This is a genomic window from Microbispora sp. ATCC PTA-5024 (assembly GCF_000511135.2).
GTDB classification, from domain to species: Bacteria; Actinomycetota; Actinomycetes; order Streptosporangiales; family Streptosporangiaceae; genus Microbispora; species Microbispora corallina.
The window spans coordinates 953,924-966,023 of the sequence record NZ_KI866525.1; the positions used below are offsets into that span (position 1 = coordinate 953,924).

Genomic DNA, 12,100 nt, shown 5'->3' on the forward strand with positions numbered 1-12,100 from the left:
CCACCCCCTGCCGGGAATGTCGGATATTGACCAATAACAGCGTAGGCTGGACAAACGTGCGATTCCTTAATGATCTGACCCCGCCCTACGATCTCACGTACAGCGACGTCTTCATGGTGCCGTCCCGGTCCTCGGTGGGGTCGCGGCTCGCCGTCGACCTGTCCACGCGGGACGCGACCGGCACCACGATCCCCATTGTCGTCGCCAACATGACCGCGGTGGCGGGCCGCCGGATGGCCGAGACCGTGGCCCGGCGCGGCGGGCTCGCCGTGATCCCCCAGGACATCCCGATCGACGTCGTGACCGACGTGATCGACTGGGTGAAGGGCCGCGACCTGGTCCACGACACGCCGATCACCCTCGGCCCGCACGACACGGTGGGCGAGGCGCTGAACCTGCTGCCCAAGCGCGCCCACGGCGCCGTCATCGTGGTCGACTGGGAGAACCGCCCGGTCGGCGTGGTGACCGAGGCCGACTGCCACGGCGTGGACATGTTCACCCAGCTCTCCCAGGTCATGACCGCGTCCCCGCAGACGCTGCCCCGCGGCGCCGACCCGCAGGCCGCCTTCGAGGCGCTGCACGAGGGCCGCCACCGGCTGGCCCCGGTCGTCGACGAGGACGGGCGGCTCGTCGGCATCCTCACCCGGACGGGCGCCCTGCGCTCCACGTTGTACCAGCCGGCCGTGGACGACCGGAACCGGCTGCGGGTGGCGGCCGCCGTCGGGGTGAACGGCGACGTCGCGGCCAAGGCCAAGGAGCTCCTTGACGCCGGCGCCGACGTGCTCGTCGTCGACACCGCCCACGGCCACCAGGAGAAGATGATCGCCGCGCTGCGGGCCGTGCGGGCGCTCGGGCCGTCCGTCCCGGTAGCCGCGGGCAACGTGGTCACGGCCGAGGGCGTGCGCGACCTCGTCGAGGCGGGCGCCGACATCGTGAAGGTCGGGGTGGGGCCGGGCGCGATGTGCACCACCCGGATGATGACGGGCGTCGGCCGCCCCCAGTTCTCCGCCGTGCTGGAGTGCGCCGCCGAGGCCCGCCGGCTGGGCCGCCACGTGTGGGCCGACGGCGGAGTGCGCCACCCCCGAGACGTGGCGCTGGCGCTGGCCGCCGGGGCGTCCAACGTGATGATCGGCTCGTGGTTCGCCGGGACGTACGAGTCCCCCGGCGACACCCGCACCGCGGCCGACGGCCGCAAGTACAAGGAGAACTTCGGGATGGCCTCGGCCCGGGCCGTACGGCTGCGCACGGCCGACGACTCCCCGTTCGAGCGGGCACGCAAGGCGCTGTTCGAGGAGGGCATCTCGACCTCGCGGATGTACCTCGACCCGGTCAGGCCCAGCGTGGAGGACCAGATCGACGCGATCGTGGCGGGCCTGCGCTCCTCCTGCACGTACGCGGGGGCCACCGACCTGGAGGAGTTCCACGAGCGGGCCGTGGTGGGCGTGCAGAGCGCCTCGGGCTACACGGAGGGCATGCCGCTGCACCAGAGCTGGTGATCTCCACGCATTTTCGCCACACCGCGGGTAGGTGCGTCGGGTGACGACCGAACCACACGCGGAGGCGATCATGATAGGTTCCCCTGCCGAGCCGGCCTCGCCGGCGGTCGACAGACGGCTGCTGGTCAGCTACGACAACTACGCGGCGGCGCAGCGCGCCGTCGACACGCTGTCGGACGCCGGGTTCCCCGTGCAGACGGCGGCGATCGTGGGCAGCGACCTCCGGCTGGAGGAGACCGTCACCGGGCGGCTCACCAACGGCAGGGCGGCGCTCATGGGGCTGGTCAGCGGCGCCGTCTTCGGCCTCATCGTCGGACTGTTCCTCGGCCTGTTCACCTCGACCACGACCTCGTTCGTCGGCCTGGTCCTGTGGTCGATCCTCTGGGGCGCGATCGCGGGTGCCGCCTTCGGGTTCACCAGCCACGCGTTCCAGGGCGGGACCCGCGACTTCTCCTCCCGCAGCTCCATCGTCGCCGGCCGCTACGACGTCCTGGTGGCCTCGTCCATGCTGGACCAGGCGCAGGCCCTGCTGCAGGGCGGCCTCCAGCCGGCCGACACCGTCGTCGTGCAGCGGCCGCCGTCGGCGGGCCCGGCCACCGCGCCGGTGACCCCGCCCGCGACCTCGCCGCTGACCCCGCCGGTCACGCCGCCGGTGACGCCGCCGGTGACGCCGCCCGCGGGCGCGCCCGACGCCGCCGCTGAGGAGCGTCTGGCCGAGGAGCGTCTGGCGGAGGAGCGCGCCGCCGAGGACAGCGTCATCACGGACCGCGCCTACGAGGACCGCGCGGCGGAGGCCCGGGCCGCGGAGGACGCCTCGCGGCGCCGCTGATGCGCCTCCTCCCCGGGCCGGACCCCTGGTGGCCGTACGCGACGCAGACGCTCTCCCCAGTCTCGTGGGGAGAGCGTCTCCGTGCGGACGCTCCCCGGTAAAGTCGGGTCGCCTGCCGGATCATCCGGCGCGGACAGAACAGGAGAGCCACGTGGCATTCGAGAAGCCCGAGATCGACTTTCCGGAGGGCGAGCCGCCCGCGGACCTGGAGATCGTCGACCTCGTCGAGGGGGACGGACCGGAGGCCAAGCCGGGGCAGAACGTCACCGTGCACTACGTCGGCGTGACGTTCTCGACGGGCGAGGAGTTCGACGCCTCGTGGAACCGGGGCCAGCCCTTCCAGTTCCCGCTGGGCGGGGGCCGGGTCATCGCGGGGTGGGACCGCGGCGTCGCCGGCATGAAGGTCGGCGGCCGCCGCCGGCTGACCATCCCGCCGCACCTGGGGTACGGCAACCGCGGCGCCGGCAACATGATCAAGCCGGGTGAGACGCTGATCTTCGTCGTCGACCTGCTCGGCGTCAACTGAGCAGAACTTACGGGTGTCGCGGGCGGGCTCCGGGCCCCATCATGGTCTGGTGACCACGACGATCACGGAGGTCCGCCCGGCCACCCGGCTCCCCCTGTCCCGCGCGGCGCTGATCGCCGCGGCCGCGACCACGGCCGTGCTGCTGGCCGTCAGCCCGTGGTACGGCTACCACCGCGACGAGCTCTACTTCCGGATGCTCGGCGAGCGTCCGCGCCTCGGCTACTTCGACACCCCGCCGCTCACACCGATGATCGCGCGGGTCTCCACGGCCGTCTTCGGCGACACGGTCGTCGCGCTGCGCGTGGTCCCCGCCCTGTGCGCCGGGGCCGTGGTCCTGCTCGTCGCGCTGGTCGCGCGTGAGCTGGGCGGCGAACGCACGGCGCAGGCCCTGGCCGCGGCGGGCACCGCGACGAGCGTCCTGCCGCTGGTCGGCGGGCACTCCCTGCTGACGCTCACCCCCGACCTCGTCCTGTGGATGGCCGTCGCGCTCCTCGTGATCCGCGTCCTGCTCCATGGGGACGGCCGCCTCTGGATCTGGATCGGCGTGCTCGCCGGGATCGCCACGTACAACCGCGATCTCATCGCCATGCTGCTGGCCGCGATCGGCGTCGGCATCCTGGCCACCGGTCCGCGCGAGGTGCTGCGCGACAGGCGGCTGTGGATCGGCGCCGCGCTGGCGCTGGTCATCGCCTCGCCCAACCTCGTCTACCAGGCGACCCACGCGTGGCCGCAGCTGCAGATGGCCGAGGCCCTGAAGATCGACGAGGGCGCGGACAACCGGCTGACCTTCCTGCCCCTCCAGGTGCTGCTGCTCGGGCCGCCGCAGGCCGTCGTGTGCGTCGCCGGGTGGCGGCGCCTGTGGCGCGACCGGCGGCTGCGCGCGCTGGCCGTCGCCTATCCCGTCGCCTGCGCTCTGACCCTCTACTCGGGCGGCCGCCCCGACTACGTGGGGGCGTTCCTGCTGTACCTGTTCGCCGCGGGATGCGTGTCGGCCGCCGCCTGGCGGTGGCGCCCGGTCCTCGTGGCGGCCCTCGCCCTCAACGCGGTCGTCGCCGTGGTGCTCGCCCTGCCCGTCGTCCCGGCCGGGTCGCTGCGCGGCACGCCGGTCGCGGCGGTGAACGAGGTGGCCCGCGAGTCGGTCGGCATGCGGAGCCTGGCCGAGCAGGTCGCCCAGGTCTACCGCGCGCTGCCCGACAAGGACCGCGCCGGAGCGGTGCTGCTCGCGGAGAACTACGGCGAGGCCGGCGCGCTCGACCGCTGGTCGGGCGAGCTCGGGCTGCCGTCACGCGTCTACAGCGGGCACAACGAGCTGTGGTGGTGGGGGCCGCCGCCCGAGGGGACGCGCGTCGTGGTGTCCGTGGGCTTCCCGCCGGATCAGCTGTCCACGGTCTTCACCCGCTGCTCCCTCGCCGCGAGGGTCGACGGCATGCCGGGCGAGGAGCAGGACGCTCCGATCACGGTCTGCCACGACCCCCGGCTGTCCTGGCGCGACCTGTGGCCCCGCGCCCGCCACTACAGCTGAGACTTGTCCGCCCCCGGCGTGGGCGTATGCCGGTCCGGTGAGGCAGGATTACGGTGTGTTGCTGATCGACCTTGCCCGGACCTCGGCGGCGGTGGCCGCCGACTCGGCCCGGCTGGCCAAGATCCGGCATCTGGCCGAGCTGCTGGGCAGGGTGGGCCCGGACGAGGCCGAGATCGCCATCGCGTACCTGTCGGGCGAGCTGCCGCAGCGGCAGATCGGCGTCGGCTGGCGGAGCCTGCGGGACCTGCCCGAGCCGCGCCAGGTCGCCACGGCGACGTTGACCGAGGTCGACGAGCACCTCGGCCGCATCAAGGCGCAGGCGGGCGCCGGCTCGCAGGCGGCCCGCAAGGAACTGCTGGCCCGGCTCTTCGGCGCCGTCACCCGGCAGGAGCAGTCGTTCCTGCTGCGGCTGCTCACCGGCGAGCTGCGCCAGGGGGCGCTCGACGGCGTCATGATCGAGGCGATCGCCAAGGCGTCCGGCGTGCCGTCGGCGGAGGTCCGGCGGGCGCTGACCCTGCGCGGCTGGCTGCCGGCCGTGGGCGCCGCCGCCCTGCGGGGCGGAGTGGACGCGCTGCGGGAGTTCCACCTGGAGGTGGGCCGTCCGGTCGCGCCGATGCTCGCGCAGAGCGCGCCGAGCGTGGCGGCCGCCCTGGAGAAGGTCGGCGGGCCGGTCGCGATCGAGTGGAAGCTCGACGGGATCCGGGTCCAGGCGCACCGGACCGGCGACGAGGTGTCGGTGTTCACCCGCACGCTCGACGACATCACCGCCCAGGTGCCCGAACTGGTCGAGGCCGTGCGGGCGCTGCCCGAGACCGACCTCGTGCTCGACGGCGAGGTGATCGCCCTGCGTCCCGACGGGCGCCCCGAGCCCTTCCAGGTGACCTCCGGGCGCGTGGCCAGCAAGCTCGACGTCGCGTCGCTGCGCGAGACCGTGCCGCTGAGCGTGTTCTTCTTCGACGCCCTGCGGGTGGGCGGGGCCGACCTGCTCGACCTGCCCGACGAGAAGCGGCACGCGGCGCTGGAGGCCGCGGTCCCGGGTGAGCTGATCACGCCGCGACTGGTCACGGGCGACGCCCAGGAGGGCGAGGAGTTCTTCACCGACGCCGTGAGGCGGGGCCACGAGGGCGTTGTCGTCAAGGCGCCGCTCACGCCGTACGCGGCGGGCCGGCGCGGGGCGGGCTGGATCAAGGTCAAGCCGCGGCACACCCTGGACCTCGTCGTGCTGGCGGCCGAGTGGGGCAACGGCCGGCGCCAGGGGTGGCTGTCCAACCTGCACCTCGGGGCGTACGACCCGGAGACCGCCGGCTTCGTGATGCTCGGCAAGACGTTCAAGGGCCTCACCGACGAGTTGCTGGCCTGGCAGACCGAGCAGTTCCTGCGGCTGGCCGACGGGCCCACGGACGAGTACGTGGTCGCCCTCCGGCCCGAACTGGTCGTGGAGATCGCCTTCGACGGCGTGCAGCGGTCGAGCCGCTACCCCGGCGGCATGGCGCTCCGGTTCGCCCGGGTGCTCCGCTACCGGCCCGACAAGCGGGCCGAGGACGCCGACACCGTCGCCTCGGTCCGCGCGCTCCTGTTCTGAGCTCGCGGGGGTCTACTTCACCAGGCGGAGCGTCAGGGGGTAGCGGAAGTCGGTGCCGGTCAGCGCCGTGACTCCGCCGACGATGGACAGCACGATGCCGAGGACCCAGATCACGGGCAGCAGGATCGCGCCCACCACGGTGACCAGCAGCAGGATGCTCCCGCCCAGCACGGTGAGGTGGAAGTTGAGCGACTCCACCGCGTGCCTGCGGATGTACGGCGAGGTCCGGCCGGCCGTCGCCATGATCAGCAACGGTCCCACGACGAACAGCCCGGCCAGCGTGAGCAGATGCGCGGCCGCGCCCGCCACCCGGTCGCCCCCGTCAGGGACGCCCGGCACGCCCGGCGCGTACGCGTACGCCGGGGCCGGCCGGACCGGCGGCCGCGGCACGTAGGCCGGACGGGTGCCGTAGAGGTCCGTCATGATCGGCATGAGGTCGGCGTGGGTCTGCGCCGTCATAGCGAGGTGGAGCCGTTCGTCCATCTCGTCCTTGTCGAGTCTGCCCTCGGCGTACGCCGCCTTGACGTGCTCGACGACCTGGTCCCGGTCCTCGTTGGTCACGCGCAACTGGGGATGTGGCATCGGGGCCCGCCCCTGCCACGATGGTGTCGCTGCCGCGGGCATCGCAGAGTCGCCTTCCGTCAACGGTCGTCTCGCCTATGTCGAGTCTGCCTCCATCCTCGGCCCGGCACGCGCGATGGTCCATCCGGGACATCCCCGACTCAGCCCGGAGAAACGGTCTTAACACGTTCGTGATCCCCAGGGCTGTATACAGACACTATGAGATGGCGAGATCGCTACGGAATCCGGCGGCTGCGCGGCAATCGCGTGGCGAGGTTCGACCGTGAGGCGACGGACGCCGACATCGAGGCGCTCATCGAGTTCGCCCGGTCGCGTCGCGGCGTCGAGTTCTACGTCGAGCCGGAGACCTTCGCGACCGACACCACGGCGGTGGCGGTGGCGCACGACGGCGAGTGGACGCGCCGCCGGGTCGGGTCCCCCGCGGTGATCGGAAGGGTCGCCAGAGACCTCGCCCTCCCCGTGTACGACGTCCAGCTGACCGGCTATCCGCCTCGGATGCGCGCCTACAACGAACGCAGGCGCCGGGCCGAGAGCGGCGGCCTCGCCTGAGCCTCCCCCCTCCCCGGCACCTCGGCGTGCCACACCCCTCCCCCGCGCCTCCACGCCTCACCCCTCCTTGATCCCGCGCCCGGCACCGCCCCCAGCTCGCACCCCCACCCCCCGCACGACCTCGCTCTTCCCCGTCCCGCGGCATGCCCCGGCCGATCGCACCGCTTCGCGACAATGAGCGGTCTCAGGCCGCGCCGGCGCGGGGAGGCTCGGCGAGCAGGGCGCGCAGGGGGTCGAGCCAGGAACGGCGGGGCGGGCCCATCTCCTCGTCGAGCTCCTCCGGAGCGGGCATGCGGTCGCGCAGCGCGGCGGGTGACATGAGGTGGGCGAGCGCCTGCCGGAGCAGGAGCGCCATCGAGTATCCGGGGTCGGCGGCCAGCGCCCGGTCGAGCGCCATGCCCGCGAGCGCGCACTCTCCCCGCTGCCAGGCGGCCGCCGCCAGGAGGGACGCGGCCGGCGCCACGTAGCGGGGCTCCAGCCTGCGGGTCAGATCACGCCAGAGGTCCACGTGGACGTCGCGATCGTCGATCAGCGTCCAGGCCTCGTCGCGAACCCGGATGAGGGCGAGGTCGAACCCGAGCCGGGCCGCGTCGTCGTCACCCAGCCGGCCGCCCGACTCGTACCGGGCGATGGCGGCCCGGACCCGCGCCGTGCCCTCGGAGACGAGCGCGGCCGCGAGAGGGTCGGCGCCGGGCCGCACGCGCGCCCTCTCGCACCGGGCGTCGGGGCTGTTCAGTGCGGCGAACCGGGCGCGGAGGGCGGCGGCCGTGCAGCGCGTGGCCGCCCGCATCGCCGGCCCCGCCTCCGGCTCGACGGACGCGCGGAGCGCCCCCCGGCCCGGCAGCGCCACCAGCCCGTGCAGGACGGCCTCGGCGGCCACGTGGCTGACGGACGGGTCGTACGGCGTGCCCTCGGCCGGGCAGCACGAGGCGCTGTCGCAGGAGTAGGACCAGTAGCGCCCGTCCTCCGACCGGAGCGCCTCGGCCACGGCGATGCCCGCGCCGCCGAGCAGCCGCAGCGCCTCGTCGACGGCCGGGGTCACCAGCGCGCCGGAGCCGTACCCCACGACGAAGGTCGTCGTCACCCCCTCGCGCCGCAGCAGCGGGACCAGCCGGTCGAGGTCGCCGGGGTCGGGTGGCAGGTCCCACCGCGTGCTGAGCCGCAGGGACGGCCCGGCGAAGCCGGTCACGACGAGGCTGTCGGCCGGGTGGAACCCGATGAGGTACGGCACGGCGGCGAGGATGTCCGCCGGGGTGGAGAGCACGAGCGTCGGCGTAGCGGTCATGAGGCGTAAGCCTGGCCCACGCCCGTCCCGTCCCGGGCCGTGATCGCCGCGCCTGTGGAAAACCTCGGATAGACGACGCACGCACCGGACGCCCCGCCGCCCGGCTCTGCGAGCTCCAGGTCTACGCGGGATGACGCTCGCGCGCGGGCCGGGTCAGCCGGACCCGCACCAGCATCGCGGCGCCGGCCACCGCGGCCGGCATGACGACGATGCTGACGAGCGGCACGAGGAACGCCAGGAACAGCGGCACGCCGAACCCGAGCGCCAGGCCCAGGTCACCCCGCAGGAGCGCGAAGCGCCCCTTCCGCCCGACGCCCCGGCGCTCCAGGGCGAGCCCCGTGAGCTCGGCCGTGAGGAAGAACCCGGACACCAGCGCCCCGAGCACCGGCACCACGGTCTGCCCCACCACCGGCACGAACCCGAGCACGAACAGCGGGATCGTGAACATCAGCACGTAGAACAGCGTGACCACGCTGTCGCGCACCGACCGCAGGAACGACCGCCACAGGGAGGTGTCCGCCCCCTCGGGCAGGCCGCCGAGGTCCTCCTCGACCTTCTCTGACAGCTTCTCGTAGAACGGCTCGCCGATGGCCAGTGTGACCGCGGTGAACGTCAGCACGGACAGCACGAGGCCGACCACGAAGATCATGACGCCGACGAGCGTGCGGAACGCGTCCCGCCAGCCCCAGTCGTCCGCGAACGGCGTGGCCCAGGCGGCGACGTCGGTCGCGTGCGTCCCGAGCCACACGAGCGCGATGACGTAGAGCACGGTCGACACGAGCGCGGGGACCAGCCCGAACACCCACCAGCGGGGGTGCCGGGCGACCCAGCCGAGGCCCTTGAGGCAGAACCCGATCCCCTCGGCGAACCCGCCGACGCCGCGCCGTCCGTTGCTGCTCATGCCGGGCAGGCTAGCGCCAAAGGCGCGTCACGGACACCATGCCCAGGTCGGCGAACAGGCGGCGCAGCAAGGGCAGCGAGATGCCGAGCACGTTGCCGTGGTCGCCCTCGATCCCCTCGACGAACCAGCCGCCGTAGCCGTCCAGTGTGAACGCGCCGGCGACCCGCAGCGGCTCCTTCGTCGCCACGTACGCGTCGATCTCGTCGTCCGTGGGCGCGCCGAACCGGACCACCGTGGAGGCGACGTCCGAGACCGCGCGCCCGCCGGTCACGTCGACCACGCAGTGCCCGGTCAGCAGCCGCCCGGTCCTGCCGCGCATCGACCGCCAGCGGCGCACGGCCTCCTCAGGCGAGGACGGCTTGCCGTACGCGACGCCGTCGAGCTCGAGCATCGAGTCGCAGCCGATGACGACGCCGTCGGACAGGGTGCCGGAGACGGCGGCGGCCTTGGCCTCGGCGAGGGCGAGGCAGAGCGCCGCGGGCGAGTCGGCCGTGATCGCGTCCTCGTCCACCCCGCTGACGATGACCTTGGGGTCGAGCCCGGCGGACCGCAGCACGCCGAGGCGGGCCGGGGAAGCGGAGGCCAGCACCAATTCGCTCACACGCGAAGCCTAACGGCTTCCGGTCCCGCGCCCGCCGCAGCGCCGGAAGGCGCCCGACCCGGCCGGGCGGCCCAGACTCAGACGAGGTTGCGGCGGATCTCCCCGAGGAACCGGACGACCTGCTCGCGCTCGGCGGGGTCGAGCGTGCGCAGCGCCCGCTCCCCGAGCCGGGCCACCTCCTCGGCGATCACGCCCTCCAGGGCCCGCCCGCGGTCGGTGAGGCGCAGCCGTACGAGCCGGGCGTCGGTGGGGTGGGGCTCGCGGCGCAGCAGCCCGGCCGCCTCCATGCGGGTGGCGGCCCGGGTGACGGTCGGCGTGGCGAGCTCCAGACGGCGGGCGACCTCGCCGGGGGTGAGCCCGTCGTCCTCCCACAGGCAGCGCAGGATGAACTGCTGCCCGGAGCCCACGCCGTGCCGGCTGTAGGCGGCCTCCGCCGCCTGCGCCATCGCACGCTTGGCGTTCCAGAAGGCCGTGTGGAAGTCCTCCGCCGCGCTCATGCGATCTCCGTCCCGTCCCCTCGTGCGTTCGCACGCTAGCAAAAGCAGGGTTGACGGCATTTCGTTAGCTCGCTAACGTCTTTCGTTGCCGTGCTAACGATATCCCTGGAGACGATCGCATGACGCTGAGCTTCGGCCTGAAGACGGTCCCCGCGCACACGACGTACGACGAGATCCTGCGGGTCTGGGAGGAGGCGGACGCGACCCCGGAGATCGAGCACGCCTGGCTGTGGGACCACATGATCCCCCTGTTCGGCGACCCCGGAGGGCCGATCCTGGAGGGGTGGACGCTGCTGGCCGCCCTCGCCGCCCGGACCGAGCGGCTGGGCCTCGGCCTGATGGTGACCAGCAACCGCACCCGGCCGCCGGCCGTGCTCGCGAAGATCGCCGCCACGGTCGACGTCGTCTCACGCGGGCGCCTGGTGATGGGGATCGGTGTCGGCGGCACCGTCCAACCGGGGGACACGCTCACGCCGCGGGAGTACGACGCGTACGGCCTGCGCCTGGTGTCTCCCGGAGAGGGCGTCGAGCGGCTGGCGGAGTCGTGCGCCATCCTGCGCCGGATGTGGACCGAGGACGTCTTCGACTTCGAGGGCCGCCACTACACGCTCCGGGGCGCCCGCTGCGCCCCGAAGCCGGTCCAGCGGCCGGGCCCGCCCATCATGATCGGCGGCTGGGGCACCCGGACGCTCCGGGTCGTGGCCGAGCACGCCGACATCTGGAACATCCCGGGGCCGCCGCACAACGACCCCGCCTTCATCGCCGAGCGCGGCCGGGTGCTCGACGAGCACTGCCGCGCGATCGGCCGCGACCCCGCCGAGATCGTCCGCTCGGCCCAGATCATCGTGCCGTACGACGACCCGGCCGCGGGCCGCGCCGCGGTGGTCGGCGCGGTCCGGGCGGGCGTGACGCACATCGCGCTGAACCTGCGCACGCCGTTCCCGGCCGGCGTCGCCCGCTGGGCCGTCAGGGAGATCGTCGAGCCGGTGCTGGCCGAGGTGGGATCCGGCGAGGCCCTCACAGCGCCCTGACGGAGGAGACCACCACGTTGATGTCGTGCCAGCGACTCCGCTGGCTGTCGGGGATCGTGACGAACACCAGGGCCGGCTTCTTGTCGCGCGCGTCCACCAGGGCCACCGCGGCGTTCGACGTACGCTTCTTGCCCTTCACCACGTAGTGCACGGTGTAGCCGAGCAGCCAGCCGTCACGCTTGCCCGCCTTGATCTTCTGTGACGCCGTCCAGGTGACGGTCGCCCCGGAGGGGTGGTGGTTGAGCGTCCAGCGGGCGGCCAGGAAGGCGGTGTCGCGCAGGCTGTCCTGCACCGGGATCGGCACCGGGCAGGAGACCAGCATCCCCTGGTACGCCGAGCCCTTGACCTTGGGCAGCACCTGCCGTGAGGCGAAGGGGCTCGCCTTGGCCAGCTTCCACAGCTTCGAGAACCTGGCGAAGGCCACGCCCGACCGCTTGTCCTTGATCAGCCCTCGGGTGGGGGCGGCGTGCCCGGAGAACTTCCGCAGCCTCCGGTCGCTCGCGGGCAGCGCCGGGACCCGCGGGTCCGTCAGCGCCGCCTCCATGGCGGTCGTGCCGGGGGACGGCGTGGGCTCGGGCGTCGCCGCAGAGGAGGGCGCGCCCGACGCGGACGGGACGGCCGACGCGGCGTCGACGGCGGCGCCGGCCGTCACCGGAGCCGAGGCGGCGACCGTGGGATCCACGGAGACCCCGCCGCCCG

Annotated in this window: 13 protein-coding genes; 7 read left to right on the forward strand and 6 right to left on the reverse strand. The window is 73.7% G+C overall.

Going from position 1 to position 12,100, the window contains the following annotated elements; genetic code table 11:
* Positions 1-56 precede the first annotated feature (56 nt).
* The 5 genes from MPTA5024_RS30255 (at position 57) to MPTA5024_RS30275 (ending at position 5,955) form a co-directional block, all read left to right on the forward strand.
* A complete protein-coding gene (locus MPTA5024_RS30255; RefSeq protein WP_036330640.1) occupies positions 57-1,496 on the forward strand; it encodes a GuaB1 family IMP dehydrogenase-related protein in 1,440 nt (479 codons plus the stop codon).
* Positions 1,497-1,566: 70 nt separating this feature from the next.
* On the forward strand, positions 1,567-2,325 hold the full coding sequence (locus MPTA5024_RS42805; protein WP_198167475.1) for a general stress protein: 759 nt from the start codon (positions 1,567-1,569) through the stop codon (positions 2,323-2,325).
* Positions 2,326-2,476: 151 nt separating this feature from the next.
* Positions 2,477-2,851, forward strand: coding sequence for an FKBP-type peptidyl-prolyl cis-trans isomerase (locus MPTA5024_RS30265; protein ID WP_036330642.1), 375 nt, complete (start codon positions 2,477-2,479; stop codon positions 2,849-2,851).
* A 49-nt stretch (positions 2,852-2,900) separates the two neighbouring features.
* A complete protein-coding gene (locus MPTA5024_RS30270) occupies positions 2,901-4,373 on the forward strand; it encodes a glycosyltransferase family 39 protein (RefSeq protein ID WP_051458847.1) in 1,473 nt (490 codons plus the stop codon).
* Positions 4,374-4,428: 55 nt separating this feature from the next.
* Positions 4,429-5,955: an ATP-dependent DNA ligase gene (locus MPTA5024_RS30275; RefSeq protein WP_036330644.1), complete on the forward strand. Its 1,527-nt coding sequence runs from the start codon at positions 4,429-4,431 to the stop codon at positions 5,953-5,955.
* A gap of 12 nt (positions 5,956-5,967) precedes the next feature.
* Here the strand turns inward: MPTA5024_RS30275 and MPTA5024_RS30280 are convergent, their stop codons facing one another.
* Positions 5,968-6,516, reverse strand: coding sequence for a DUF1707 and DUF4870 domain-containing protein (locus MPTA5024_RS30280; protein WP_232326701.1), 549 nt, complete (start codon positions 6,514-6,516; stop codon positions 5,968-5,970).
* Positions 6,517-6,735: 219 nt separating this feature from the next.
* Here MPTA5024_RS30280 and MPTA5024_RS30285 point away from each other — a divergent pair, with 219 nt between their 5' ends.
* A complete protein-coding gene (locus tag MPTA5024_RS30285) occupies positions 6,736-7,086 on the forward strand; it encodes a hypothetical protein (RefSeq protein ID WP_036330647.1) in 351 nt (116 codons plus the stop codon).
* A 184-nt stretch (positions 7,087-7,270) separates the two neighbouring features.
* Here the strand turns inward: MPTA5024_RS30285 and MPTA5024_RS30290 are convergent, their stop codons facing one another.
* The 4 genes from MPTA5024_RS30290 to MPTA5024_RS30305 all read right to left on the reverse strand — a co-directional run bounded on the left by MPTA5024_RS30290 (position 7,271) and on the right by MPTA5024_RS30305 (position 10,370).
* A complete protein-coding gene (locus tag MPTA5024_RS30290; RefSeq protein WP_036330648.1) occupies positions 7,271-8,371 on the reverse strand; it encodes a DUF4192 domain-containing protein in 1,101 nt (366 codons plus the stop codon).
* A 121-nt stretch (positions 8,372-8,492) separates the two neighbouring features.
* Entirely contained in the window at positions 8,493-9,272 is a 780-nt protein-coding gene (locus MPTA5024_RS30295) for an EI24 domain-containing protein (RefSeq protein ID WP_051458849.1), read from the reverse strand.
* A 10-nt stretch (positions 9,273-9,282) separates the two neighbouring features.
* Complete coding sequence (locus tag MPTA5024_RS30300; protein WP_036330649.1) at positions 9,283-9,873, reverse strand: Maf family protein; 591 nt, start codon at positions 9,871-9,873, stop codon at positions 9,283-9,285.
* Between the two features lie 77 nt (positions 9,874-9,950).
* Positions 9,951-10,370, reverse strand: coding sequence for a MarR family winged helix-turn-helix transcriptional regulator (locus MPTA5024_RS30305; protein ID WP_036330651.1), 420 nt, complete (start codon positions 10,368-10,370; stop codon positions 9,951-9,953).
* A gap of 119 nt (positions 10,371-10,489) precedes the next feature.
* Between MPTA5024_RS30305 and MPTA5024_RS30310 the strand changes: the two genes are divergently transcribed.
* A complete protein-coding gene (locus tag MPTA5024_RS30310; protein WP_036330652.1) occupies positions 10,490-11,401 on the forward strand; it encodes an LLM class flavin-dependent oxidoreductase in 912 nt (303 codons plus the stop codon).
* On the opposite strand, the gene MPTA5024_RS30315 is transcribed toward MPTA5024_RS30310, so the two are convergent.
* Positions 11,388-12,100: hypothetical protein (locus MPTA5024_RS30315; protein ID WP_232326702.1), on the reverse strand; the 713-nt coding region annotated here is incomplete at its 5' end. The genes MPTA5024_RS30310 and MPTA5024_RS30315 overlap by 14 nt on opposite strands.

Coding starts and splice junctions, on each gene's coding strand:
- MPTA5024_RS42805 (WP_198167475.1), top strand. CDS start 1,567: ATGATAGGTTCCCCTGCCGAGCCGGCCTCGCCGGCGGTCGACAGACGG.
- MPTA5024_RS30285 (WP_036330647.1), top strand. CDS start 6,736: ATGAGATGGCGAGATCGCTACGGAATCCGGCGGCTGCGCGGCAATCGC.
- MPTA5024_RS30290 (WP_036330648.1), bottom strand. CDS start 8,371: ATGACCGCTACGCCGACGCTCGTGCTCTCCACCCCGGCGGACATCCTC.
- MPTA5024_RS30295 (WP_051458849.1), bottom strand. CDS start 9,272: ATGAGCAGCAACGGACGGCGCGGCGTCGGCGGGTTCGCCGAGGGGATC.
- MPTA5024_RS30305 (WP_036330651.1), bottom strand. CDS start 10,370: ATGAGCGCGGCGGAGGACTTCCACACGGCCTTCTGGAACGCCAAGCGT.
- MPTA5024_RS30310 (WP_036330652.1), top strand. CDS start 10,490: ATGACGCTGAGCTTCGGCCTGAAGACGGTCCCCGCGCACACGACGTAC.